The organism is Streptomyces sp. NPDC012935, from assembly GCF_042900345.1.
Classification (GTDB): Bacteria; Actinomycetota; Actinomycetes; order Streptomycetales; family Streptomycetaceae; genus Streptomyces.
The window spans coordinates 706,916-733,652 of sequence record NZ_JBIBBC010000001.1 but is presented as its reverse complement, the minus strand read 5'-3'; the positions used below and the strand labels follow the sequence as shown (position 1 = coordinate 733,652).

General features: G+C 70.7%; 16 protein-coding genes. 7 read left to right on the top strand and 9 right to left on the bottom strand.

Features of this window, described 5'->3' with window-relative positions; translation table 11 throughout:
• Positions 1-246 precede the first annotated feature (246 nt).
• The 4 genes from ACFY5C_RS03200 (at position 247) to fxsT (ending at position 8,667) form a co-directional block, all read left to right on the top strand.
• Complete coding sequence (locus ACFY5C_RS03200) at positions 247-2,379, top strand: FxsB family cyclophane-forming radical SAM/SPASM peptide maturase (protein WP_389439790.1); 2,133 nt, start codon at positions 247-249, stop codon at positions 2,377-2,379.
• Entirely contained in the window at positions 2,376-3,254 is an 879-nt protein-coding gene (locus ACFY5C_RS03195; RefSeq protein WP_389439788.1) for an aminoglycoside N(3)-acetyltransferase, read from the top strand. Before ACFY5C_RS03200 ends, ACFY5C_RS03195 begins: the two co-directional genes overlap by 4 nt.
• Before the next feature lie 69 nt (positions 3,255-3,323).
• Positions 3,324-4,607: a TIR-like protein FxsC gene (locus ACFY5C_RS03190; protein WP_389439786.1), complete on the top strand. Its 1,284-nt coding sequence runs from the start codon at positions 3,324-3,326 to the stop codon at positions 4,605-4,607.
• Positions 4,594-8,667 carry an FxSxx-COOH system tetratricopeptide repeat protein gene (gene fxsT, locus ACFY5C_RS03185; protein ID WP_389439784.1) on the top strand — a complete coding sequence of 1,358 codons (4,074 nt, stop codon included), beginning with the start codon at positions 4,594-4,596 and terminating at the stop codon, positions 8,665-8,667. The genes ACFY5C_RS03190 and fxsT overlap by 14 nt, the downstream gene beginning before the upstream one ends.
• Before the next feature lie 13 nt (positions 8,668-8,680).
• Here fxsT and ACFY5C_RS03180 read toward each other — a convergent pair whose 3' ends face one another.
• The 9 genes from ACFY5C_RS03180 to ACFY5C_RS03140 form a co-directional block, all read right to left on the bottom strand.
• On the bottom strand, positions 8,681-9,574 hold the full coding sequence (locus ACFY5C_RS03180; RefSeq protein WP_389439782.1) for an alpha/beta fold hydrolase: 894 nt from the start codon (positions 9,572-9,574) through the stop codon (positions 8,681-8,683).
• Between the two features lie 158 nt (positions 9,575-9,732).
• Positions 9,733-10,569 (bottom strand): hypothetical protein, encoded by an 837-nt coding sequence (locus ACFY5C_RS03175; RefSeq protein ID WP_389439780.1) that lies wholly within the window; start codon positions 10,567-10,569, stop codon positions 9,733-9,735.
• A gap of 7 nt (positions 10,570-10,576) precedes the next feature.
• Positions 10,577-12,244 carry a PHP domain-containing protein gene (locus ACFY5C_RS03170; protein WP_389439778.1) on the bottom strand — a complete coding sequence of 556 codons (1,668 nt, stop codon included), beginning with the start codon at positions 12,242-12,244 and terminating at the stop codon, positions 10,577-10,579.
• A gap of 19 nt (positions 12,245-12,263) precedes the next feature.
• Entirely contained in the window at positions 12,264-14,099 is a 1,836-nt protein-coding gene (locus tag ACFY5C_RS03165) for a LamG-like jellyroll fold domain-containing protein (protein ID WP_389439776.1), read from the bottom strand.
• Positions 14,100-14,171: 72 nt separating this feature from the next.
• Entirely contained in the window at positions 14,172-17,087 is a 2,916-nt protein-coding gene (locus tag ACFY5C_RS03160) for a glycoside hydrolase family 2 TIM barrel-domain containing protein (protein ID WP_389439774.1), read from the bottom strand.
• Positions 17,087-17,950 (bottom strand): carbohydrate ABC transporter permease, encoded by an 864-nt coding sequence (locus ACFY5C_RS03155; RefSeq protein WP_389439772.1) that lies wholly within the window; start codon positions 17,948-17,950, stop codon positions 17,087-17,089. Before ACFY5C_RS03155 ends, ACFY5C_RS03160 begins: the two co-directional genes overlap by 1 nt.
• A gap of 15 nt (positions 17,951-17,965) precedes the next feature.
• Positions 17,966-18,922: a carbohydrate ABC transporter permease gene (locus ACFY5C_RS03150; protein ID WP_389439770.1), complete on the bottom strand. Its 957-nt coding sequence runs from the start codon at positions 18,920-18,922 to the stop codon at positions 17,966-17,968.
• Positions 18,922-20,208 (bottom strand): ABC transporter substrate-binding protein, encoded by a 1,287-nt coding sequence (locus ACFY5C_RS03145; protein ID WP_389439768.1) that lies wholly within the window; start codon positions 20,206-20,208, stop codon positions 18,922-18,924. Before ACFY5C_RS03145 ends, ACFY5C_RS03150 begins: the two co-directional genes overlap by 1 nt.
• Before the next feature lie 90 nt (positions 20,209-20,298).
• Entirely contained in the window at positions 20,299-21,318 is a 1,020-nt protein-coding gene (locus ACFY5C_RS03140) for a PfkB family carbohydrate kinase (RefSeq protein ID WP_389439766.1), read from the bottom strand.
• 167 nt (positions 21,319-21,485) lie between these two features.
• Between ACFY5C_RS03140 and ACFY5C_RS03135 the strand changes: the two genes are divergently transcribed.
• From ACFY5C_RS03135 to ACFY5C_RS03125, 3 genes are all read left to right on the top strand, one after another.
• Entirely contained in the window at positions 21,486-22,250 is a 765-nt protein-coding gene (locus ACFY5C_RS03135; protein ID WP_389440676.1) for a DeoR/GlpR family DNA-binding transcription regulator, read from the top strand.
• Positions 22,247-23,587 (top strand): 6-phospho-beta-glucosidase, encoded by a 1,341-nt coding sequence (locus ACFY5C_RS03130; RefSeq protein WP_389439764.1) that lies wholly within the window; start codon positions 22,247-22,249, stop codon positions 23,585-23,587. The genes ACFY5C_RS03135 and ACFY5C_RS03130 overlap by 4 nt, the downstream gene beginning before the upstream one ends.
• Positions 23,588-23,680: 93 nt before the next feature.
• A complete protein-coding gene (locus tag ACFY5C_RS03125; RefSeq protein WP_389439762.1) occupies positions 23,681-26,734 on the top strand; it encodes an alpha-mannosidase in 3,054 nt (1,017 codons plus the stop codon).
• Positions 26,735-26,737 lie beyond the last annotated feature (3 nt).

The following is a 26,737-nucleotide window of genomic DNA, read 5'->3' as shown; positions in this document are numbered from 1 at the left end:
TGTCCATTCACTCACCCACCTTCCCCTCCTGATCAGGGAATACCGTGACCGTTCCAACCAGAGCCACTGCCGGCACCAGGGTTCGTCCGTCGGCTGCCGAAGCTCACACCACCGCGCCGGGTCTCGACGCTCCGCACGACCCGAAGAGCGTCCGAGGCGTACGTCGCGCTCGCTCGTCCGAGCAGACGCGCAGGGGGGGAACGGTCACCTTCCAGTCGTCCATCTGAGGACACCGCATACTCCGTCATGACCGGTCCGACCGTCCCGCTGCGGCAGCTCGTGCTGAAAGTGCACAGCAGATGCGATCTCGCCTGCCGGCACTGCTACATCTACGAGCACGCCGACCAGAGCTGGAGTTCGCGACCCAGGGTGATCTCACAGGAAACGATCTCCTGGACCGCCCTTCGGCTGGCGGAGCATGCCAAGAAACACCAGCTCGCCTCCGTGCAGGTCATTCTGCACGGAGGCGAACCGCTGCTCGCGGGCCCGGCACGCTTACGGGCCGTCTGTGAGGCGCTGACCACCGCGCTGCACGGCATCTGCGCCCTCGACCTGCGCATCCACACCAACGCCGTTCAGCTGGGCGAGCGCCACCTGGATCTCTTCGCCGAGTACGGCGTCCGGGTCGGTGTCTCCCTCGACGGCGACCGGGCCGCAAACGACCGTCACCGGCTCTTCGCCAACGGCCGCAGCAGCCACGACAAGGTCCTCCGGGCGCTCGCCCTGCTCGACCAGGACCGCTATCGCCACCTCTACGCCGGCATCCTGTGCACCATCGACGTGCGCAACGACCCCGTCGCCGTCTATGACGCCCTGGCCGCTCTGCGGCCCCCGCGCATCGACTTCCTCCTGCCGCACGCCACCTGGGACGAACCTCCCCTGCGACCCGACGGCGCAGGCACCCCGTACGCCGACTGGCTCCTCACCATCCATGACCGTTGGAGCGAGCGGGGACGTCCGATGCCGGTGCGGCTGTTCGACTCGGTCGTCAGCACCCTCGGCGGCGGCCCCAGCCTGACCGAGGCGATGGGCCTGGAGGCCGCCGATGTCGTCGTGGTCGAGACCGACGGCACCTACGAGCAGGCGGACTCGCTGAAGACCGCGTACGACGGGGCGCCGGTCACCGGCAAGGACGTCTTCCGCCACACCCTCGACGCCGTGGCCGGCCATCCCGGCATCGCCGCCCGGCAGCACGGTCTGGACGACCTGTGCGCCCAGTGCCGCGCCTGCCCCGTGGTGCGCTCCTGCGGCGGCGGGCTGTTCGCCCACCGCTACCGCTCCGACGGCACCGGATTCGGCAACCCGTCAGTGTTCTGCGCGGACCTGAAGGAACTGATCCTCTCCATCGACGCCCGGACCGGAGCGAGCGCGACCCGTCCGATCGCAGGCCTCGACGCCCTGGCCGACGGCAGCGACGAGGGCGCAGGTGTACGGGAGTTGGCACGGGTCCGGCAGGACGTCACCCGCGGGCTGCTGACCGCCCTGCATGAGGAGGTCGGGCCGCGGGCAGGCGAACTGTGGGCCCGCTCCTGGCAGCTCGCCCTCGGTCTGGGGCGGCGTGATGGCGCTCTGCTGGAGCCGCTCCTAGCCCATCCGTACACCCGCACCTGGGCCGTGCGCTGCCTCGACGAGGCCGCATCGCCCGACCACCTGGCCTCGCTCGTGGCCGCCGTGGCGCTGCCCGCGCAGGCCGTCGAGCGGGTGAGGGTACCGGTGCACGACGGCTTCGCCCATCTTCCCGGCTTGGGCAGTGCGTGCGACCAACTCGCCTGTGAATTCGCGGAGTTGACGCAGCGGCACCTCACTGGTCCGGCTTGGGAGCCGCTGCCTCGGGTCCGGGCCGACGGGCTCGACGTCGCCCTGGACGACGTTGATCCACATCGCGATTGCTACGGCACTCCGGTCGGCGGACGGCTGACAGACGCGGAGACCGAGCTGTGGCGTCATGTGCTGCCGCAGGCCTGGGCGTTGATCCGCAAGGCCGTGCCGGCCGTCGCCGCCGGCTTGGCCGAGGGCGTCCGCGTGATCACCCCGCTCGCCGCCTCGCCCGATCCCGAACACTTCGTGCCCGGCGGAGGGTTCAGCGCGCTGGGCGTCCATCTCGACTCAGACCCGGAGCGCGTCGCCATGGACCTGGTGCGCGGATTCAGGCTCGGCGTGCTGGACGCGCTGCTCGACGCGTGCGACCTGTACGACGAGTCCGACGCCCGCACCGGCACGATGCTCGCCGACACCTACGCGCGCGCCGCGACCGACGCACTGAGGCAGGACGCCGAGAGCGCGCGCCGCACGCGGGCCCAGTGGGCGGAGTTGACGGCCGCCGAATCGCTGACCGGGCTCGGCCGGAGGTTCGTCGACGGTATCGGACGAAGCCTGTGAACGCCGACGCCGAGGCCGACGCCGACGCCGACGCCGACGCCGACGTGATCGCGTCGCTCGGCGAGGAACTCGCGGTACTGGGCGTCCGGCCCGGGGCCACCCTGCTGGTCCACGCCTCCCTTCGCCGGGTCGCCGCCGGACCCGACGCCGTCCTGGCCGCGCTTCGTACCGCCCTCGGCCCCGAGGGCACGCTCGTCGTGCCGACGTTCACCGCAGGAAACTCCGACACCTCACCGGCGTACCGGGACCGCACCCGGAACATGACGACCGATCAAATCCGGGCAATGCGCGAGCAGATGCCCGCGTTCGATCCGGACGAGACGCCCTCCGAGGGCATGGGGCGGCTGGCCGAGGCCGTGCGGTGCGCCGGGGGACGGGTGCGCAGTGCGCATCCGCAGACGTCGTTCGCCGCCGTGGGCGCCCGGGCCGGCGAACTGCTGGCCGTGCATGACGAGAACTGTCACCTGGGCGAACGCTCACCGCTGGGCCCGCTGTACGCGGCCGGCGCGCTGGTGCTGCTGCTGGGTGTCGGGTTCGAGGTGTGCAGCGCCTTCCACCTCGGCGAGTACCGGGTCCCCGGGGCGCCCCGGCGGACCTATCGCTGCGTGGTCCGGCGCGACGGGGAGCGCAGCTGGATCGAGTACGAGGACGTCGCTCTGGACGACAGTGACTTCGGTGCGCTGGGTGCCGACTTCGAGAAGCAGGACGCAGCACGGTCCCACCCGGTCGTGCGCGGCGGTCGCGTCGGGGCCGCGCACGCCCGGCTGTTCCCGCTCGGCGCGGCGGTGGACTTCGCCACTGCCTGGCTGGCCGGAAAACGATCCCTCCACGTTTTCACAGACCCGTCACAAATCGCTGCGAGGTTCCTACACTGAGTGTCCACCCCCGCCGGGGCGGGGGAACGGGGGACGGGATCGGGGGATCGCGTGGAGCCGACGGGACCAATGGGGGATGCCACCGCCCCCTATTTCTTTCTCAGTTACGCCCGCATGCCGCAGGACGGCTCGGGATCGGCGAACCCGGATCTGTGGGTCCACCGTCTCTTCCAGGAACTGTGCGAACACATCCAGCACATGACGGCCCATCCGGGTGCGCCGGGATTCATGGACGGGTCGATTCGGACAGGGCAGATCTGGAGCAGTGAACTCGGCGACTCGCTCGCCCGCTGCCGGGTGTTCGTGCCGCTGTACTCGCCGCGCTACTTCATCAGTTCGTGGTGCGGCAAGGAGTGGGCGGCCTTCGGCAGCCGCCCGGCGCGCCACGTCGACGCCGAGCAACCCGGCGATCCCAGCGGGGTGGTGCCCGCTCTGTGGTCGCCCGTGCCCGACCGCCGGCTCCCCGAATGCGTGAAGGAAGTGCAGTACATCCACCCCGAACTCGGCCAGCGCTACCGCACGTTGGGCCTGTACGGACTGGCCAAGCTGAGAGCCTTTCGCAGCGACTACGAGAAGGCGGTCCTGCATCTGGCCCGGCGCATCGTCGACGTGGGCGACAGCGTCGTCGTCGAGCACGGCGACCGCGCCGCACTGAGCACGGCATCCGACGCCTTCGCTGCCACCCCGACGAAGGCCTCGACCACCGGGCGCACCCTGCGCATCAGCGTGGCGGCGGCCTCCCTGAACCGGCTCCCCGAGGGCCGCACACCCGACTACTACGGCCCCTCGGCCGTTGACTGGAACCCCTACCACCCCGCGTCCGGCCGGCCCCTCGCCCGGATCGCCGCCGACATCGCCGAGGGACTCGCCTTCCGCCCCGACGTCCGCGAGTTCGACCACACCGCGCATCCCGCCGAAGGGCCGGAGGTCGTGCTCCTCGACCGCTGGGTGCTGCGCGATCCCGAACACCGCGCCGCCCTCGGCGAGTTCGACAGCAGTGATCTTCCGCCCACCGGCCTTGTGGTGCCGTGGAACGAGAACGACCCCGACAGCGACGAGGCCGAGTACGAACTCGCCGCCCAGGCCGAGGCCACCCTGCCGCGCCGCATCCGGCTGGGCCGGCAGGCGTGCAGACCCGCGGTCCGGGGGGTGCCGGACCACAAGACCTTCGACCAGGTCCTCCCCGACGTCGTGCAGTGGGCGGAGGGCGAGTACCGCAAGCGGGCCCAGCCCCGGCCACCGGCCGGACAGGGCACCGAGCGATTCCGGCTGTGCGGGAAGGACAGCCAGGACAGCCGACCCCAGGGACACCGCCGGAACGCCGAGGAGGAAGACCGCGATGAGCAGCCTTGACGAACAGGACGGCCGGGCCGGCCGCATCGTCACGTTCTATTCGTACAAGGGCGGCACCGGCCGGACCATGGCCCTCGCCAACGCGGCCTGGATCCTGGCCGCCAACGGCAAGCGTGTCCTCGCCGTGGACTGGGACCTGGAGGCACCGGGCCTGCACCGCTTCTTCCACCCGTTCCTCGACCCTGCCACCATCGGCGCCACCACCGGCGTCATCGACATGCTCAAGGAGTACGCCTGGGCGGCCACCGGCGACGGCGACGACGACGACAGCGACGAGCGGCCGCCGGACTGGCATCTGGACTACGCCCGCATCCAGCGCCACGCCGTCTCCCTGGACTGGCCCTTCCCCGAACCCGGCACCCTGGACCTGGTGTCGGCGGGACGGCAGGACCGCGACTACTCGGCGCTCGTGAGCACCTTCGACTGGGACCACTTCTACGACGACCTCGGCGGCGGACTCTTCTTCGACGCGCTGCGCGAGGACATGCGCCACAACTATGACTACGTCCTCGTCGACAGCCGCACCGGACTGTCCGACATCGCCGACGTCTGCACCGCCCACCTGCCCGACACCCTGGTCGACTGCTTCACCCTCAGCGACCAGAGCATCGACGGCGCCGCGGCGGTCGCCCACGACATCCGCGACCGGTACCGCCGCCGCCGTATCCGCATCCTGCCCGTACCCATGCGCATCGACGAGGGCGAGAAGGAGAAGGCGGATGCCGGGCGCGCTTTTGCCCGCGCCAAGTTCGACGGGTTCCCCACCGGCATGACCGAGGAGGAACTCACCGGCTACTGGGGTTCGGTGGAGGTCCCGTACCGGCCCTACTACGCCTATGAGGAGACGCTGGCCACGTTCGGCGACGAGGCCGGCAACGCGACGTCCCTGCTGGCCGCCTTCGAGCGGCTCACCGGCGTGATCAGCGATCAGGCCGTCATAGCGCTGCCCCGCATGGCCGAGGAGGTGCGCGAGGCCGTGGCGGCGAAGTTCACCCGCCCCCGGCTCGCGCTCCCCGCCGACCTGCACCTCAGCTATGTGTCCGAGGACCGTATGTGGGCCGACTGGATCGCCTCCCAGCTGTCGAGGGCCGGCTTCAAGGTGTCCCGCAGGTATGTCGGCTGCGAGGGAGACGGTGCCGAGAAGCCCGCCGACCGCACCGTGTTCGTGCTCTCCCCGGCGTTCCAGCGCTCCGCGCGGGCCCGCCAGGTGTGGGACGCGGCCGCCGGCGGTGATCTCTCGGGCCGCCGGCAGGTGGTCGCCGTCCGGGTCGGCGACCTGCGCCCGGCGCCCACGTTCAGCGAGCGCCCCTCCGTCGACCTGGTGCGCACCAGTGAGCGGAACGCCGCCTCCGCCCTGCTGCGGGCCCTCGGCAAGCCGCCGCTGCCGGCCGAGCTGACCGACGAGTCGGCGTACCGGGACGCCCGGTTCCCGGACACGGTGCCGAAGTTCTGGAACGTCTCGCCGCGCAACTCCTCCTTCACCGGCCGCAGCGCACTGCTGGAAAGGCTCCGCGACGGGCTCGGCAGCAGCAATACGGGCGGATCGCCGGCGCCGTACGCCCTCTACGGGCTGGGCGGTGTCGGCAAGACCCAGATCGCGCTGGAGTACGTGCACCGGTTCGCCGCCGACTACGACCTTGTGTGGTGGATCCCCTCCGAGCAGAACGAGCTCGTGGTCTCCGCCCTCACCGATCTCGCGCGCCGGCTGGGGCTGCGGGTCGGCGACGACGCCGCGCAGGCCGCCCAGGAGGTCTGCGACCATCTGCGCCAGTCGTCCTCGACGCTGCGCTGGCTGCTGGTGTTCGACAACGCCGACGAGCCGCAGGAGGTGAGCAAGCACTTTCCCGGTGGTGCCGGCCATGTGCTCGTCACCTCCCGCAACCAGACCTGGCTGCAGTTCGGCGAGGCCCTGGAGATCGATCCGTTCCTGCGCGAGGAGAGCATCGAGCACCTGCTGCGCCGGGCCGCCGACCTCACCACGGAGGACGCCGACCGGGTCGCCGCCGCCGTGGGCGACCTGCCCCTGGCCCTCGACCAGGCCGGCGCCTGGCTGGCCGAGACCGGCACGCCCGTCGACACCTACCTCACCGAACTGGAGCACCAGGCGGAGCGGGTGCTGTCACTCAGCCAGCCCGCGAACTACCCCGAACCGGTCGGCGCCACCTGGAACGTCTCCATCGATCGCCTGAAGGAACGTTCCCCGGCGGCAGTGCGCCTGCTCCAGCTGTGCGCCTTCTTCGCCGCCGAACCCATCTCGATGGAGCTGTTGTACGGCGACGAGATGACGAGCGTCCTGGCCGAGCTCGACCCGTCGCTCCAGGAGAGGATGGTGCTCGGCCGGGTGATCCGGGAGATAGGCCGGTTCGCCCTCGCCAAGGTGGACCGGGCCACCGAGTCGATCCAGGTGCACCGGCTGGTGCAGGCGGTGATCCGCTCCCAGCTCACGCCCCGGGAACAGGAGGACGCCCAGCACGTCGTGCACCGCATACTGGCCGGTGCCCGCCCGTCCGGCGAGGAGCCGATCGACGACCCGAAGAACCAGCCCATCTTCGCCGCGATCTGGCCGCACCTTGAGGCTTCCGAGGCCAGCACCTGCGACGAGCCGAAGACCCGGCAGCTGCTCATCGACCGCGTCCGCTACCTGTGGAAGCGCGGCGACCTGAATGCCGCGCTCTCCTTCGCCGAAGGCCTGCGGCAGCTGTGGGAACGCCAGTTGACGGTCAGCCGCGCCCGGATCGCCGACCTCGAGAAGCGGCAGCCGCCCGAGCGGGTACCCGCGCCCCAGCCGGCCGGCTTACGGGACCCGCGGGCCCCGCGCACCCTCGCCGAGGAGCGGCGGTACGCGACGGAACTCCGGACCCAGCTGCTGCACCTGCGCTTCCACATCGCCAATGTGCTGCGCTCGCTGGGCAAGTACGTGGAGGCGGAGGAACTGGGCTCCGACACCCTCGCCCAGCAGCGCGCCTTGCTGACGCCGGGCCATCCGCACATCCTGATGACGGCCAGCGGCCTCGCCACCGACCTGGGCAGCATCGGCCGGTTCGAGGAGGCCCTGGAGCTCGCGAAGGAGGCCTACAACGGCTTCAAGGAGAACTTCGGCGAGGACCACCCGCGCACCCTGAGCGCCAACAACAACCGCGCGGTGTGCCTGAGACTGCTCGGCCACTACACCAAGGCACGCGACGTCGACCAGGAGATCTACGACCTGCGGCGCAACGACCTCGGTGCCTCGCATCCGCACACGTTGATCAGCATCACCAACCTGGGCCGCGACCTGCGCGAGACGGGCGAGTACGAGCCGTCCATCTCCCTGCTGAGCAGCAGCTACGAGTCGTACAAGCGCCTGTTCGGCGACACCTACCCGGAGACTCTGCGCAACGCGAAGAGCCTCGCCGTGTCCTTGCGCAAGGCCGGCCGGGTGGACGAGGCGCGGGCGCTCACCCAGCAGACCCGCGAGCACTACCGGCTGCGGGACACACCCGCGTCCACCCCCGACGTGCTGGACTGCACCCTGAACTACGCGACCGACCTGTACGCCACCGGGGCGCGCGAGGAGGCCCTGGCACTGGCGCAGGACATCGTGCGGCAGTACCGCACGGCACCCGGCGAGCGTCATCCGGCGACGCTCGCCGCCGTCAACAACCTCGGGATCTTCCTGCGCGGTTCCGGCGAGGCGAACAGGGCGAGGACGCTGCTGGAGAAGAACCTCGACACCCTGCGGGAGGCGCTCGGCGAGCGTCACCCCTACACGCTCGCCTGTGCCGTCAACCTCGCCAACGTACTGGCGGAGCTGAACGAGCTGCGCCAGGCTGAGGACCTGGAGCGGATGGCGGTCGCCGGCTTCCAGCCCACCCTCGGCCACGAGCACCCGGACACCATCGTCTCGCGCGCCAACCTGGGCGTGACGCTGCGCGCGCTGGGCCGCATCCCCGAGTCCGACCAGCTCCAGGAGAGCACGCACGCCGAGTTCGTACGGCTGCTCGGCGAGAACCATCCGCACACGGTGAGCGTCCGCGAGGGCAAGCGCATCCACCGGGACCTGGAGCCGCCGGCCGTGTGATCGGGTACGGGACTCAGGCGGGCTCGGCCGAAAGGCGCGAGCGTCCGCCCAGCAGCCAGGTGAACACGTCGGGCAGCACCCGCAGCGACGCGAAGTGCGCCTCCTCGGGGTGCAGGACGGCCCGGCCCCCCGGAATGCGTTCGGCCAGCCACCGGGTGTGGCTGGCCGGCGAGAACCCGTCCCGTTCGCCGTGCCACAGCAGGACGGGTACGGAGATGTCCGCCGGCGAGAAGCCCCACGGGCTGCAGAACGACAGGGCGTCGTCCACCCAGCCGTCGGCGGACACGCTGAGCGCCTCACGGTAGTTGCGCAGCAGCATCGCCCGGATCCCCGCGTCCGAGACCACCCGCAGATCGGACTCGGTCAGTTCCCACCGCAGTTGCGCCAGCAGCTTGCGAGGGTCCGACCGGATGTCCACGGACCGCTTGCGCAGGCTGTCCTCGAGCTGGCCGGGCCCATCCAGGGCCTTGGTGTACTCGTTGACGTTGGACGCCGTCATGCCCGCGAACCAGTCCAGCCCGTCCGCGTCCCGCGGGGCGAGGCTGACCAGGACGGCGGCCCGGGTCACCCGGTCCGGCAGCAGCGCGGCGCAGGCGAGGGCGTGTGGCCCGCCGCCGGAGCGGCCGACGACGGCGAAGCGCTCGACGCCGAGGGCGTCCGCGATGGCGGCGACGTCGGCGGAGACATGGGCGACCCGGCGACCGGGGAGGCGGTCGGAGGGACCGTAGCCGGGGCGGTCGTAGGTGATGAGCCGAACCCGCTGGTGGTACAGGAGCATCGGGCGGGGAGCCGGGCCGAGCCGGCTGCCGGGCGTGCCGTGCAGCAGGAACACCGGTGAGCCGCCGGGATCTCCGCTGATCTCGACGGCTAATCGGCGTCCGTCCCCCGTGAACACGTCTTTGAGCATGCGCGGCCCCCTCTCGAAGCCCCCGTCCGCTGCGGCATGCTGTGTGGTCGTGCAACGGCCATTCCCCATCGTGCCCCAGATCATCCCGGTGTGGGGGTGTTTCCGGCGGCCGGCGGGTCAATGACCGAGAGGTGTCGCGGACTTGTCGTTCAGACCCCTTACTTGTAGGCGTACACGGCAGTAGCCACCGCACACACCCCGGGCGGAATCATCTGCGCCCGCAACGTGCCGCTGTTCACGTCGTAGTCGACGCCCTCCGTCTCGAACGAACCCGTGCACAGGCTGCGCTGCGGCAGGGCGAGCAGGCTCTGCACCGCGCCCGTCACCGGCTGGCCGTCCACCTTGCGGGGCAGGTCGACCTGGAGAAGGGGGCGGATCTCCGGGAAGAGGGTGCCCGAGGCGTCGTTGGAGGCGCAGATCAGGCGGGTGTCCGTCACGAAGTCGCAGCCCTGGATGTCGCGTACGGGCTTGTCGAGGGTGATCTGCCAGGCCTCCTTGAGGTCTCCGCCGGTCGGTGGGGTCGCGGGGTTGAGCAGGGGAGCGGGGAAGACCTGGAGTCTTCGCTGCTCGCTCCACTCGCCCGACACCAGCCACTGTCCGTCGGGCGAGACCGCGGCGAAGGAGTTGTTGAGCTTCTCGCCCGGGTTGAGCTGGTGGACGTACTCGTAGCGCTTCCCCGCCGGGGTCGTCACCGCGAACATCTTGGACGTGGCCGTGTCCGGGCCCTGATAGGCGTCGAAGACGTGGCCCTGGGCGATGTCCGGGTCGCCGACGTGGTTCCAGCCCTTGATCCGCAGGCTCAGCGGGATGTCGGCCAGGCCCCGGTAGAGGAGCGAGCCGTCCGCCCGGGCGGCGAGACCCTGGCCGCCGCCCAGCGTGTCGGTGTACGCCGTGCCCGACTCGGCCCATTGCGGGTCACCGGCGGCGGATGCGGTGCCCGCGCCGAGCCCCAGGGCGGCCAATAAGCAGACGGGAGTGAGGAAGTGACGCTTCATCAGTTTGTCAGGCTCCTGCCACGTCGACGAATACGGGATTCGAATAGAACCACGTATCCGCCCACGGGTCACCGTCTCCGGGCGCGTGCGGGATCGGGCCGTGCGGGTCGACCGAGGCGCCGAGGTAGCCCGTGCCGTTGCGGTTGCCGTCGCTGCCGCGCAGGCGGACGTAGAAGGACTCGTGCCCGGCGGTGAGCGGGATGCGCAGGGTGTACGTCCCCTTGCGGCCGCTCACGTCCTTCGTCGTCACGACCTTGGTGTCCGCCGCCTTCCAGGCGTCCCGGTCGGCCACCGGGCCGCGCACCGCGCCACGGATGACGTCCACGTGCGCCAACTCGGGCAGGATTCCCTCCGGGTTGGGCCGGGAGGCCGTCGTGACCGTGACATGCAGCGTGAGCTTCTCGCCCTCGCGTGCCCGAAGCCGGCCGCCCAGGGTGACGCCGCGGCCGTGGTCGCAGTCCCGCTTGACGCGGACGTCGAGGCCGTCGAGGAGATGCCCGTGGTCGAGCCAGACCCGGCCCGCGCGCAGGCCCGCCATCACCGCGCGGTAGCCGTAGCGGGTCACGCCGACGTGGGTGCGGCTGAACTGGCCCGGCCAGAAGTCGCTGCCCGGCTGCGGGGCGTCGGTGTTCACCGGGTCGGGCAGCTTGCCGGTGTTGTCGAAGTTCTGGCCCGCGGGCCAGTCGCCGTTGCGCCAGGTGTCGAAGACGATGCGGTGGGCGTCGGAGTTCGTGGTGATCGAGAACAGACGGCCCTCCGCCAGCATCGAGTCCCACAACCCGCCGACCGTCGCGGTCGCCCAGTCGAAGCCGCCGTAGGTCAGATACGCCTGAGCCGGGTAGCCCGGCCAGGACTGCGCCGAGGGCTTGTTCTCGTACTCGCCGCGCATGGACGTACTGCCGCGCCAGCCGGGGATCGCCGCGCCCTGGGCGCCCGGCGCGCCCTCCATGCCGATCATGATCTCGGGGGCCGCGTCCCGCCAGGCCCGCATCTCGTGCGGAGAGTCGATGCCCAGGCGCAGCGGGTGGTTGGCGAGGACGAGGACGTCGTCCACGTAGCCCTTGCGGCGCTGCTGCGCCAGCCACTTGATGGCCTTGACGGCGTGGGCCTCGTTGCGGGCGGTGTCCGCGTCGGCGGGGCCGCCCTTGTCGTAGCCGAGCAGCTTGCCGTCGTAGGCGCTCTCGAACTGGGTGAGCAGGTCGACCTCGTGCCGGCCGGGCGCCGCGAAGACCGTGCAGTGCTCGGCGGCCGGGATGTACCACTCCAGGCCCTGGAAGATGAGCTGGCGCGGGTTCTCGGCGCGCGCCTTGAGGATCTCCTCGTGCTCCAGCGCGGCCCCGTACTTGGCGTGCCCGAAGTTCGAGTGCTCGGTGAACACCATCCAGTCGAGCCCGTACTTCGCGCCCGCGGCGGCCAGTTGGGAGAAGGTGTACTTGGCGTCGTGGCTGTAGACCGTGTGGATGTGGTGGTCGCCGACGAGGTAGGCGAGGCGCGGGTCGTCGCCGCCCCACCCCCGTGTGGACGCCGCCGCGGGCACGGCCGCGGAGCCCAGCGCGAACGCGGCGCCGAACAGGCCCGCACGGCGCAGGAGTCCGCGCCGCGAGACGCCCTGCGGGTCGAGGTCGGCGGGGGCGACGGACGGGTCCGCCCAGGTGGGCAGCTGCTGATCGGTCATGTTCATCCTCGGGCGGGCGTCAGTGGTTCATGAAGGACGTGACGGGCAGCGCCCGCGCGACGATACGGACGTCGCCGAGGCGGCCGTACAGGATCTGGTCGATCTTGCCGCCGTACTCGTAGCCGCCGAGCAGCCACGGCAGCCCGACCGAGGTGAGGCCGATCGCGGTGGCGTGCGGGTTGCGGGCCACCGGGCAGCCCTGCACGTACAGCGTGGTGTGCCTGCCGTCGTTGACGACCGCGACGTGCCACCAGGTCTCGCGTGCGGTCTCGTCGCCCCAGTTGGTGGCGATGCCCTGCTGGTTGAGCGGGCGGACCGCCCACTGCGGGCCCGGCCCGTCGGAGAGGGAGAGCGTGGCGAGCGGCTCGTCGGGGTCGCCCTCCGTCTTGCCTGCCGCCCCGCCCGTGCCGGTACGGCTGACCAGGCCCGCCCACGCGTTGTGCGAGGCGTCCCAGTCGGCGGGGAGCCGGTAGAAGGCCTCGACGGTGTAACCGTTCCTGAAGGTGGCCGCGTTGAGCGGGGCGCCGTCGACCGTGCGCAGGTACGCCCCCTTCAGGGGGGACTTGTAGCCCTGGAACTCCAGGCTGCCGTGGCCGGGCTGGTCGGGGTGGTGGTCCTCGGACCAGCCGAGCTTGCCGCCGCCCACGGAGACCACGGTGAGGTCGTTGCCGTGGCCGGACAGGTCGCGGACGGTGCCGGTGACGGGCGACTCGAAGCGCCAGTAGGCGGCCGTGTCCCGGATCAGCATCTTCGACGCGGGGCGCGCCGGGCGGGCGGGTACCGGGGCGAAGCCGGAGAAGCGGTCCGCGAAGTCGATGTCGACGGAGAAACGGTCGGCGTCGCCGCTGAGTTCGATCTCCTGCCGCTCCAGCTCGTTGAGCCCCTTCGCGGCCCGGCCCAGGATCCACGGGGAGACCGTCTCGACGTCGATGACGTTCCGGTCGAGGTCGAAGCGGTAGAGGCGGATCATCGCCGCGCCGCCGAAGTAGCGGTTCTGGTAGTTCGTCAGGTGCAGGTGGACGTCGTTGCCCGCCGCGTTCTTGCGGGTGACCCGGCCCGCGGGCCAGTAGTGCCCGTTGAGGGTCAGGAAGATCTGGTCGTGGTCCTCTATCAGCTGGTCCCACAGCTGCCGGCCGTACGACGACAACGCGTCGTCCTGGACGACCAGTTCGTGGGTGGTGAGGATGACCGGCGTCCTCGGGTGCCGGGCGAGCACGTCCTTCGCCCAGGTGTAGCCCTTCGCCGACAGCCGCCAGTCCAGGGCGAGCACCATCCACTCGCGGCCGGCCGCCCGGAACAGGTGGTAGGTGTTGTAGCCGTCCGAAGAGGCGCCTCCGAAGGTGGGCTTGCCCTGGAAGCGCCGCGGCCCGAACGTGTCCAGGTACGGCGTCGAGCCGCGCTGGTCGTCCGTGGAGGACTTCACGTCGTGGTTGCCGGCGAGGATGCTGTAGCCGACGCCCCGCCGGTCGAGCAGCTCGAACGCCTTGCCGATAGCGGCGCATTCGTCCTTCGCGCCGTTCTCGGTGAGGTCGCCGAGGTGCGACAGGAAGACGATGTTCTCCTCCCGCCCGTGCTCCAGGAGGTAGCGCAGGGACGCCTCGACGGGCGCCGCGTTGATGCTCGGCCCGTCGAAGAGGTACTGGGTGTCGGGCATCACGGCCAGCGTGAAGCGGCGGCTTTCGGTGTTCGGACGCCAGCCGGCCGTGGCCGGGGACGCCTCGGCCACGGCCGGCAGTGCGACCCCCGCCGTGGCGGCGGCGCCGAGCAGCGCGGTCGCGCGCAGGAAACCGCGTCTTCCGGCACCGGCCTGCTCGGCCTCGCCCTGGGCATGGTCATGGTCATGCGAAGTACACACGCGTGCTCCGTAAGAAGATCCGTGAGATCCGTGGGATCCATGAGGGGTGACAGCGAAGGGCGTGGGGGGAGTTCAGAGCACGCGCAGGGTCCAGCTCCAGCGATGGACGCCCGGTGCGACGAGATACGACGGTGAGGTGTCGGGGCCGCAAGAGGCGGTGCCCAGCCCCCGGTGCGCGGCGTCGATGTGCACCACGCAGCCGGGCCGCGGGACCAGCTCGTCGTGGTGCCGTGCGGAGGCGAGATCCTCGGCGCGATAGCGGGTCACGGAGACCTGGCGGGGTTCGTCCAGCGCGACGCAGAGGCCGGTGGCGTCCGGCGCGGACAGCGTGAACCGCCGTACGCCGTGCCGGCCGCCGCTCTCCTGCGGACGCAGATACGGGGTGAACAACTCGTCGACGGGTACGCGGTGATGGCCCACGGGCGCGCCCGCGCTGCGGTCGGGGTACGACTCCCACGGGCCCTGCCCGAACCACTCCAGCAGGTCGAGACCGGCGGCCGTCTCGAAGACCGTTCCGACCCTTGCCACGTCGTCGAACGTCTCCGGCAGCTCTGCCTCCTCGTCGACGCGGACCCCGCCCTCGACGGGCGTGAGCACCTGGCGGTGCCGTACGACACCGGCGGTGCCTGCGTACTCGGCCTCCACCGTCACCTGCCCGGCATCGTCTCGGACGGACACGACCTTGCGCACCAGCGCGTCGAGCCCCCAGTTCCGCCAGCGTCCGGCCATGCCGCCCAGCTCGTCGTTGTCGGTGGGTGCCCGCCACAGGGAGAGCGTGGGGGCCGCCGTCAGCAGCGGATGCAGGAGGAGTCCTTCGCCGTCGACCCCGACGTGCCGGTCCACCGGCAGGTCCGGGGCCACGGCGGGTCCGCGCAGCCGGATCTGCGGCACACACACCTCGGTGCCACGCGGCGCCCACGGCTGGTCCTCGGCCACCGTCACGCGCAGCGTCAGCCAGGCCTCGCCGCCCTCGTGCGGCACCTCGAAGGGCAGCGGCACGGCGGCCGTCTCGCCCGGGCACAGGTCGGGCAGCTCGGCGGGACCGGCCAGGGTCGTGCCGTCGGCCAGGTCCAGCCGCCACTCGCCGGCCAGCCAGTCCAGGCCCCGGAAGTGCTGGTGGTTGCCGAGCACGATGCCCTCGTGCCTGTAGCACTCGATGCGCACCGGCGCCGCGATCTCCCGGTGCTCGAACATCGCGGGCTTGGGCGTGCGGTCGGGAAACACCATGCCGTCCGCGATGAACGCGCCGTCGTGGAGGGACTCGCCGAAGTCACCGCCGTACGCCCAGCGGTACCCGGGCGCGGCGACACCGTTGTCATAGAGCCCGGCGCCCGCGCGCCCGGCAGGTCTGCCATCGCTCACGCGTTGCAGAATTCCGTGGTCCCAGAACTCCCAGATGAACCCGCCCTGAAGACCTGGGGTGGCCTCGATGGCAGCCCAGTGGTCGGCCAGCGTGCCGTTGCTGTTGCCCATCGCGTGCGAGTACTCGCACTGGATGAGCGGCCTGGTCTGGCGGCCGGACAGGGCGTGGGCCACGCAGTCCTCCAGCGGCGCGTACATGGGGCAGGCGATGTCGGAGGCATCGTGAGTCGCCGCCCAGTCGAGCTTGGCCGCCCCCTCGTACTGGAGGGGCCGCGTCGGATCGTGCCGGCGCACCCAGCCCGCCGCCGCGTCGTGGTTCGCGCCGTAGTCCGACTCGTTGCCCAGCGACCAGATGATGACCGACGGGTGGTTCTTGTCGCGCAGCACCATGCGCGAGACGCGGTCCACGAAGGCGTTCAGATGGCGCGGGTCGTCGGCGATCTCGTGGGCGTGGTCGTGGGACTCGATGTCCGCCTCGTCGACGACGTAGAAGCCGAGCTCGTCGGCGAGGTCGTACAGCGCCGGGTCGTTCGGGTAGTGGGCGGTGCGGATCGCGTTGAATCCGAACCGCTTGAGCAGGACGAGATCGGCGCGCATGTCGTCGTACGACACCGTCCGCCCCGTCAGCGGATGGAAGTCGTGCCGGTTCACGCCCCGGATGAACACCCGCTCTCCGTTGACCAGCAGGTCCCGGCCGACGATCTCCACGTCACGGAAGCCGATCCGGTGCCGGGAGGTGTCGGCGACCGTGCCGTCGGCGCGGTGCAGCCGCACGGTCAGGCCGTACAGCTCGGGCGTCTCCGCGTTCCAGGTGCGCACGTCGGGCACGGTGGTCAGCAGCCGTGCCTCGCCGAGGAAGTCGGAGACCCGTTCGTCCTCGGCGTTGAGGCGGTCGAACTCGCGGTCCTGCACGAGGAGTCGGCCGTCCAGCTCGCCGGTGAGGTGCCACCCCGCGGGCAGCGCACCGCCCGCACACCGCACCCGGCAGTCGACGCGCAGCTCACCGCTGCGGCCCGCCCGCACGGTCACGTCCGCGAGATACAGCGGGTCGGTCGCGTACAGCAGCACCGAGCGGGTGATCCCGCCGTGCCACCACTGGTCCTGGTCCTCGATGTGCGAGGCGTCCGACCATTTCACGACCGTCAGTCGTACGGTGGCCCGCTCCCCGGCGCCCACCAGACCCGTCAGGTCGAACTCGGCCGCCAGGTGGGAGTCCTTGGAGATGCCCACGGGCCGCCCGTCCACATGCACCAGGAGCACACTCTCGGCGGCCCCGACCTGGAGCACGATCCGGCGTCCGGCCCACTCGGCGGGGACGTCCACCTCGCGCTCGTACACACCGGTCGGGTTGGCGGCCGGGGAGTGGGGCGGGAACTCGGGGAACGGCATGCGGACGTTGGTGTACTGCGGCAGGTCGTCCGTGCCCTGCAGGGTCCAGACGCCGGGGACGGACGACGTCGACCAGGCACCGCCGACCGGCGCGTGGGAAGCCTGCAGCAACTGGAAGCGCCAGTCGCCGTCGAGGGGGAGTGCTCCGCAGCGCCGGTCGACGGCGTTCATGGGCTCTCGCCCCCAGGAGGTCACCTCGGGTGCCTCCCAGGGGCGCAGCCCCAGCAGCGGGTCCATCAGCGGATGGCCCCCTTGCCGAGGTCGCCGATGATCTGCTTGGCGCCGATGGCGAAGACGATGAGCAGGGGGATGAGGGCGAGCAGCGCGCCGGTCATCACCATGCCGTAGTCCGTGGTGCCGTGGACGCCGTTGAGCTGGGACAGCGCGACCTGGAGGGTGACGTTGTCCGGGTTGGTGAGGGCGATCAGGGGCCAGGCGTAGTCGTTCCACTGGGCCATGAAGGTGAAGATGCCGAGGAAGGCCAGGCCCGGCCGGACGACCGGGAGGGCCACGTGCCAGTACTGGCGCAGGAAGTTCGCCCCGTCGATCCTCGAGGCGTCCAGCAGTTCGTCGTGGATCGCGCTCTTCATGTACTGGCGCATCCAGAAGATGCCGAAGGCGTTGGCCGCCGCCGGCACGATCAGCGCCGTCATCGAGCCGATCCAGCCGATGTTCGCCATCATCACGAACTGCGGGATGATCGCCAGCTGCGTCGGCACCATGAAGATGATCATCAGCAGAGTGAACAGCAGGCGACGGCCCGGGAAGTCGAACTTGGCGAAGACGAACGCGGCCAGCGAGTCGAAGAACAGGACCAGGAAGGTCACCGCCGACGCCACCAGCAGCGAGTTGAGCATCGAGCCCAGGAAGTCGATGTTGTCGAAGAGGCTGCGGGCGTTCTGCAGGAAGTGCGAGCCGGGCAGCAGCTTCGGCGGGTAGGAGAAGATCTCGGTCGACGTGTGCGTCGACATGATGACGGCCCAGTAGAACGGGAAGGCCGACAGCAGCAGTCCGATGACGAGTACGGCGTGCAGCGCGATGCCCCGGCCGCGGGTTCCCCGGATGGCCTTCGGCCGCCGTGTTCCTTGAATGGATGCCATGGTGGTCAGGCCTCCCTAGTCTTCGCCCCGGCGCTGCACCAGCCGCCAGTTGATGATCGAGAAGATGACGACGACGAGGAAGATCCCCCACGCCACGGCGGCGCCGTAGCCGAAGTCGTTGTTGTCGAAGGTCTGCTGGAAGAAGTAGAGGACCATCGTCCGGCCCGCGTGGTCCGGGCCGCCCGAGAACGTCGAGTCGTTCGAGGTGTTCTGCAGCAGCACCTGCGCCTCGGTGAAGCTCTGCAGCCCCGTGACCGTCGAGACCACCAGCACGAACAGCAGCGTCGGCCGCAGCATCGGCAGCGTGATCCGGAAGAAGGTCTGCACGGGACCGGCACCGTCGACCCGGGCCGCCTCGTACAGCTCGCCCGGGACGGTCTGCAGGCCCGCGAGGAAGATGATCGCGTTGTAGCCGGTCCATTGCCAGGTCATCAGCGTCGCGATGGCGACCTTGATGCCCCACGGGGTGTTCAGCCACGCCACCTGATCCAGCCCCACGGCCTGCAACAGGGCGTTCATCAGGCCGAAGTTGGTGGAGAAGACCGAGCCGAAGACGATCGCGATGGCGACGACCGAGGTGACGTTCGGCAGGAAGTACGCGAAGCGGTAGACGTTCTTGAAGCGGACCGCCGAGTTGAGCATCACGGCCGTGATCATCGCCAGGAAGATCATGGGGAAGGTGGCCAGCGCCCAGATGATCAGCGTGGTCCCGATCGAGCTCCAGAAGTCGCTGTCGCTCAGCAGGTACTGGTACTGCGAGAAGCCCGCCCACTCCATCGAGCCGAGGCCGTCCCAGCGGTGGAAGGAGAGGTAGAGCGAGAAGCCGACGGGGATCAGGCCGAAGGCGAGGAAGAGGAGGTAGAAGGGGGAGATCGCGGCGTACAGGTGCCAGTACTTACGGAAGCCCGAGCGGGGTGCGGCAGCCGCCGTCTGCTCCGCCATGACGGGCGGCTTGTCCAACGCGGTGGCCATCAGTAGCTCACCCCCAGGTGCTTCGCGATCCGCCGGCACTTGCTCATGGCGTCAGTCCAGGCCTTCTTCGGGTCCTTGCCGAGGACGCCGACGTTCTTGATCTCGTCCTTGATCGGCTGCCCGAGCGCCACGTCGAACGGGCTGTTGTAGGCGACCACGATCTTCTGCGCGGCGGGGCCGAAGACGTCCGTGGTCACCTGGCCCCCGAAGAAGGGGTCGGGGTCGCGCAGTTGCTTCAGCTCGTACGCGGCGGGAGTGGAGGGGAACAGGCCCGCGTCGATGTAACCGGAGGCCTGATTGGACGCGTTCAGCATCCAGGCGATGATCTCGAAGGCCCGCTCGGGCTCCCGGCACGCCTTCGTGATCGACAGGAACGAACCGCCGTTGTTGGACGGCCTGACCGGCATGTCCGCGATCCGCCACTTGCCCTTGGTCTTCGGGTTGCCGTTCTTGATGTCGTACGTCGCCCAGGAGGCGCCGAGCTGACTGGGCAGCTTGCCGCTGTCGACCGCGGATATCTGGTCCGGGGTGCCGGTGACGAGGTTGGAGACGATGCCGCGCCGCTTGGCCTCCACCGCGAGCGCCCAGGCGTTGCGCACGTGCTCCTGGTCGCCGATGAAGTGGCGGTCCTTGTCGACGTACCGCTTGCTGCCCTGCTGCACGACGTTCTCGAAGACGCTGTTGACGTCGGTGAGCAGCGAGGTCCCGGGGATGCGCTGCTTGAGCCGCTCGCCGGCCGCGAAGAACTTCTCCCAGGTGTTCAGCGCCTTGGAGACGTCGGCGGGCTCGTACGGCAGCCCCGCCTCGCGGAACACCTCGTACTGGTAGAAGTGCGCGACCGGGCCGCAGTCGATCGGGAAGCCGATCATCGTGCCGTCGTCGGCTACGCCCTGGTCCCACTTCCAGTCCAGGTACTGGCTCCGGTACTTGTCCGCGCCCAGTGTCCTGAGGTCCACGAACTGGTCCGCGTTGGGCAGGTAGGACGCCATGTCCTCGCCCTTGAGGCCCGCGATGTCGGGGACGTGGGCGTTGCCGGTCATCGTGGTGATCAGCTTGGAGCGGTAGTAGCCGCCGATCTTGATGGCCTGGAGGTCCACGCTGCTGGCGTAGCGGGCCTTGGCCTTGTTGACGGCCGTGTCGCCGAGGCCGCCGTCCCAGTACCACAGGACCATGTTCCGGCCGGTCGAGCCGGTCGGAACGGCACAGCCGGACGCCAGGCCGCCCAGCGCCGAGGCAGCCGTGCCGGCCAGGCCCGCGCGGAGCAGGCCTCTTCGTGAGAGCCGCACAGCTCCCACCGCCTTTCGGATCTTTTCGGGACTTCGCATGAGAGGGGCACGTGGGGGAGAGAGCACGTGGGGGAAGCTCGTTCGGGGAAGTCAGTTCTGCCGTGCGGGAGGGGTCACGGGGGCGTACGCGACGGGGGGCCCCGGATCGTCCGGGAGCCGGTCCGTCAGGAAGCCGTACGCCCGCTTCAGTTCGGGATCGGTCAGGGAGCGCCACCAGCGGTCGACGCCGTACCAGCCGGGGGCCGCCAGCGCCCCGCCGGGCCGCCGGACCGAAAGACCGGCGGCCAGGACGGCGAACTTCAGCCGTTCCGCCAGCGGCCAGCCGCCCAGCGAGGCCGCGACGAAGCTCGCCCCGAACACGTCGCCCGCGCCCGTCGCGTCGAGGACGTCGATGTCCAGGGCGGGCACGTCCGCGTACTCGCCGGTCGTCTGGTCGACGGCGACGGCGCCGTCCCCGCCACGCGTCACCACGGCCACCGGCACCAGTTCACTGAGGGTGCCGAGGGCCGCGACGGCGGTGTCGGTGCGGGTGTAGGCCATCGCCTCGGTCTCGTTGGGGAGGAAGGCGTGGCACAGGGAGAGCTGGTCCAGGAGGGCGGTGGACCACTGCTGGGTGGGGTCCCAGCCGACGTCGGCGTAGATCCGGGTGCCGTTCGCGGCGGCCTTGGCCAGCCACTCGCGGGGTTCGGCCTCGATGTGCACGAGGGCGGTGCGTGCCTCGGGCGGGTCGCCCATCAGCGCGTCCTGCGAGTACGGGGGTTCCTGGCCGTGGGTGACCAGAGCCCGGTCGTGGCCGTAGGCGAGGGAGACGGTGACCGGGGTGGGCCAGCCGTCCGCCGTGCGGGAGAGCGAGAGGTCGATGTCCTCCTGGTCGCCCAGGACGTCCCGGCAGTACTGGCCGTAGAGGTCGTCGCCGAACACCGTGGCCAGCGAGGTGCGCAGGCCGAAGCGGGCGGCGGCCGCCGCCAGGTTGGCGATGCCGCCGGGGCCGCAGCCCATGCCGCCCGTCCAGATCTCCTCGCCCGGTGTCGGGGGCTTCCCGAGCCCGGTGAGGACGAGGTCGTAGAAGAGCAGCCCGGTCAGCAGCACATCGGGCCGGTCGTCGTCCACGGAAAAGTCCTCTCGCTCGGGCTCTCGTCCGGGGACCCCCGCAGGGGAGAGCTCGTCAAAACTCTTCATTTCGGTGACCGGAATCGTGCGCCGCTCCGCGGGATTGGTCAATACCCGAGCAGAAATGAGCATGGCGATGATTGAAGATGACGAGTAGTGTTCACGCCGTGCTGGCAGAACGACGACACCAACTCATCCTGCGGGCCCTGCGCTCCGGCGGCCCCGCGGCCGTGACCGATCTCTCCGAGCGGCTCGGTGTGAGCCCCGCCACGGTCCGGCGTGACCTGGTCAAACTCGAGGAGGACGGCCTGCTCACGCGGGTGCACGGCGGCGCGGTCGTGGAGGAGGGCGACCAGCCCTTCGCCGAGGTCGCCGAGATGCGCGTACCCGAGAAGGACGCCATAGCCGCGCACGCCGCCGCGATGATCGAAGATGGTCAGTCGGTGCTGCTCGACATCGGAACCACCGCCTTCCGGCTGGCCCGCCAGCTGCACGGCCGCCGCCTCACTGTGATCACCAGCAACCTGGTGGTCTACGAGGAGCTCGCCGACGACGAGGGCATCGAGCTGGTGCTGCTCGGCGGCATGGTCCGCCGCGAGTACCGCTCCCTGGTCGGTTTCCTCACCGAGGACAACCTGCGCCAGCTGCACGCCGACTGGTTGTTCCTCGGCACCAGCGGGGTGCGGCCCGGCGGGCAGGTCATGGACACCACGGTCGTCGAGGTGCCGGTCAAGCGGGCCATGATCAAGGCCGGCGACAAGGTCGTCCTGCTCGCCGACGCGGCGAAGTTCCCGGGGACCGGCATGGCGAAGGTATGCGGTCCCGAGGACCTGGACATGGTGGTGACGAACGCTCCCGTGAACACGGCGACCCGGTCCGCCCTGGAGGAGGCCGGCGTCAAGGTGCTCGTGGCAGGAAAGGTGCAGGCGTGAAGCTGACGATTCTGGGCGGCGGCGGATTCCGCGTGCCGCTCGTGTACGGGGCGCTCCTGACGGACCGCGCGGAGGGCCGGGTCACCCGGGTCGTGCTGCACGACCTGGACGCCGCCCGCCTGAACGCCGTGACCCGCGTGCTCGCCGAGCAGGCCGCCGGGGTGCCCGACGCGCCCGAGGTAACCGCCACCACCGACCTCGACGAGGCCCTGCGCGGCGCCGACTTCGTCTTCTCGGCGATCCGCGTCGGCGGCCTCGAAGGCCGGGCGGACGACGAGCGGATCGCCCTCGCCGAGGGTGTCCTCGGCCAGGAGACGGTCGGTGCGGGCGGCATCGCCTACGGCCTGCGGACCGTCCCGGTCGCCGTCGACATCGCCCAGCGGGTGGCCCGCCTCGCGCCGGACGCCTGGGTCATCAACTTCACCAACCCCGCGGGACTGGTCACCGAGGCCATGTCCCGCCACCTCGGCGACCGCGTCATCGGCATCTGCGACTCGCCGGTCGGCCTCGGCCGCCGTATCGCCCGCGTGCTCGGCGTGAAGAACCCCGGCGAGGCGTGGATCGACTACGTCGGCCTCAACCACCTCGGCTGGGTGCGCGGCCTGCGCGTCGCCGGCCGCGACGAGCTGCCGCGCCTGCTCGCCGACCCCGACCTGCTCGGCTCCTTCGAGGAGGGCAAGCTCTTCGGCGTCGACTGGCTCCGCTCGCTCGGCGCCATCCCGAACGAATACCTGCACTACTACTACTTCAACCGCGAGGCCGTCCGCGCCTACCAGCAGGCCGACAAGACCCGCGGCGCCTTCCTGCGCGACCAGCAGGCCGGTTTCTACGAGCAGGTGCGCAACCCGGACGTCTCCGCGCTTCAGGCATGGGACCGCACCCGCGCCGAGCGCGAAGCCACCTACATGTCCGAGAACCGGGAGACGGCCGGCGCCGGCGAGCGCGACGCCGACGACCTCTCCGGCGGGTACGAGAAGGTGGCGCTCGCGCTGATGCGGGCCATCGCCCGCGACGAGCGCACGACCCTGATCCTCAACGTCCGCAACCAGAACACCCTGTCGGTGCTCGACTCCGACGCCGTCATCGAGGTGCCCTGCCTGGTCGACGCCAACGGTGCCCACCCGGTCGCCGTCGCCCCGCTGCCCGACCACGCCACCGGCCTCGTCTGCTCGGTCAAGGCGGTCGAGCGGGAGGTACTCGCCGCCGCCGAGTCCGGCTCCCGTACGACGGCGGTGAAGGCCTTCGCGCTGCACCCGCTGGTCGACTCGGTGGGCGTCGCGCGCAGACTGGTCGAGGGCTACGCCGGGGTGCATCCCGGCCTCGCGTACCTTAAGTAGCGCCCGCCTCGGAAAGCGCTTCCATCCCGCGCCCCGGCCTCCACACGGTTCCCTCCGCTTCCCCCTCCGTTCTCTCCCTCCCTGGAGACCCTGATGCACGACGAACGCCGCCGGATCGAGGAACGCGTCGAGCGCGTCCACAATCAGCGCATCAAGCCCGCGATCTACTCGGCCACCGTCCCCTTCGAGGTCGAGGCCTGGCACGCGCCGGGGGAGCCGGTCTCCTTCGAGGAGGCCGCGGCCGCCCGCTACACGCCCTTCGCGATGGACACCCCGTGGGGCCCGCCCTGGGGCACGACCTGGCTCCGGATGCGCGGCAGGGTGCCCGCCGAGTGGGCCGGGCGGCGCGTCGAGGCGGTCATCGACCTCGGCTTCGTGGGCGACTGGCCCGGCAACCAGGCCGAGGCCCTGGTCCACCTGCCCGACGGCAGGCCCCTGAAGGCCGTCAACCCGCTCAACCAGTACGTGCCCATCGGCAACCCGGTCTCGGGCGGCGAGGAGATCGACTACCTGGTCGAAGCCGCCTCCAACCCGGACATCCTCGCCAACGACTTCGCCGCGCCCACCCCGCTCGGTGACGTCCTCACGGCGGGGGACAAGCCGCTCTACACCTTCCAGCGGGCCGACATCGCCGTCCTGGACGAGGAGGTCTGGCACCTCGATCTCGACCTCCAGGTGCTGCGCGAGCTCATGGTCCACCTAGGCGAGCACGAGCCGCGCCGCCACGAGATCATGCACGCCCTCGACCGGGCGATGGACGTCCTGGACCTGGACGACATCTCCGGGAGCGCGGCGGCCGTCCGCGAGGTGCTCGCGCCCGTCCTGGCCCGCCCCGCTCACGCCAGCGCGCACACCGTCTCCGGCGTCGGCCACGCGCACATCGACTCCGCGTGGCTGTGGCCCATCCGAGAGACCAAGCGCAAGACGTCCCGCACCTTCTCGAACGTCACGTCCCTGGCCGACGAGTACGACGACTTCATCTTCGCCTGCTCGCAGGCCCAGCAGTACGAGTGGGTGCGCGACAACTACCCGCACGTGTGGGCCCGCATCCAGGAATCCGTGAAGAAGGGCCAGTGGGCGCCGGTCGGCGGCATGTGGGTCGAGGCCGACGGCAACCTGCCCGGCGGCGAGGCGATCGCCCGCCAGCTGATCCACGGCAAGCGGTTCTTCATCGAGTACTTCGGCGTCGAGACCAAGGGCGTCTGGCTGCCCGACTCCTTCGGCTACACCGCCGCCTACCCGCAGCTCGCCAAGCTCGCCGGAAACGACTGGTTCCTGACCCAGAAGATCTCCTGGAACCAGACCAACAAGTTCCCCCACCACACCTTCTGGTGGGAGGGCATCGACGGCACCCGCATCTTCACCCACTTCCCGCCGGTCGACACCTACAACGCCCGCTTCAGCGGCGAGGAGATGGACCGCGCGGTCCGCAACTACTCGGAGAAGGGCGGCGGTTCGCGCTCCCTCGCACCCTTCGGCTGGGGCGACGGCGGTGGCGGCCCCACCCGCGAGATCATGGAGCGGGCGCGCCGGCTGGCGGACCTGGAGGGCTCCCCGAAGGTCGTCGTGGAACACCCCGACGAGTTCTTCGCCAAGGCGCGCGAGGAGTACCCGGACGCCCCGGTGTGGGTCGGCGAGCTCTACCTGGAGCTGCACAGGGCGACGTACACCTCCCAGGCCCGCACCAAGCAGGGCAACCGGCGCAGTGAACACCGCCTCCGTGAGGCCGAGTTGTGGGCGACGACGGCCGCGCTGCACGCGCCGGGCTACCTGTACCCGTACGAGAAGCTGGACCGGCTGTGGAAGACGGTGCTGCTGCACCAGTTCCACGACATCCTGCCGGGGTCGTCGATCGCGTGGGTGCACCGCGAGGCGGAAGCCGAATACGCGCGGGTGGCCGAGGAGTTGGAGGCGCTCACCGCCGAGGCGGTGGCCGCGCTGGGCGCCGACGGCACGCGGGTGTTCAACACCAGCCCCTTCGACCGGGCCGAGGTCGTCCGCACACCCGAGGGCGCACCGGCGTACGTCGAGGTGCCCGCGAGCGGCAGCGCGCCGCTGACCGACGCCGAGCCCGCACGGCCGGTGAAGGTGGAGGGCCGGGTCCTCGACAACGGCCTGGTCCGTGTCGAGGTGGCGCAGGACGGCACGCTCGCCTCCGTGCGGGATCTGCGGGCCGGCCGTGAAGTCCTCGCCGACAAGGGCAACCTGCTGCGTCTGCACACCGACCTCCCGAACTACTGGGACGCCTGGGACATCGACAAGCACTACAGGAACCGCTACGCCGATCTGCTCGACGCGGACGCGGTCACCGTCGTCGAGGCGGACGCCCTGATCGGGGCGATCCGGGTCACGCGGTCGTTCGGCAAGGGCTCGAAGGTCACCCAGACGATCACCCTGCGCGCCGGCAGTCCCCGCATCGACTTCGAGACCGAGATCGACTGGCACGAGGCCGAGAAGATCCTCAAGGCGGGCTTCCCGGTGGACATCCGGGCCCCGCACTCCTCCGCGGAGATCCAGTTCGGCCACATCCAGCGGCCCACCCACACCAACACCAGCTGGGAGGCGGCCCGCTTCGAGGTCTCCGGCCACCGCTGGGTGCACATCGCCGAGCCCGGCTACGGCGTCGCGGTCATCAACGACTCGACGTACGGCCACGACGTCTCCCGCACGGTCCGCGAGGACGGCGGTACGACGACCAGGGTCAGCCTCAGCCTGGTCCGCGCCCCGCGCGTGCCGGACCCCGAGGCCGACCAGGGCATGCACCGCTTCACCTACTCCCTGCTCCCCGGCGCGAGCATCGAGGACGCCGTCGCCGAGGGCTACGCCCTCAACCTCCCCCTGCGGGTTGCGGATGCGGCGGGAGCGCCCGAGCCCGTCGTCTCGGTGGCCGGGGACGGCGTGACCGTCGAGGCGGTCAAGCTGGCCGACGACCGGTCCGGCGACGTCGTCGTACGCCTCTACGAATCGCGGGGCGGCCGGGCGAGCGGCGTCCTGCGCACCGGCTTCCCGCTCGCGGGCGCCCAGGTGACCGACCTGCTGGAGCGCCCGCTTCAGGACGCGGACGTCACCGGCGACGGCGGGGTCGCACTCGCGCTGCGCCCCTTCCAGGTCCTCACGCTCCGCCTGCGGCGCGCGGAAGGGAGCTGAACG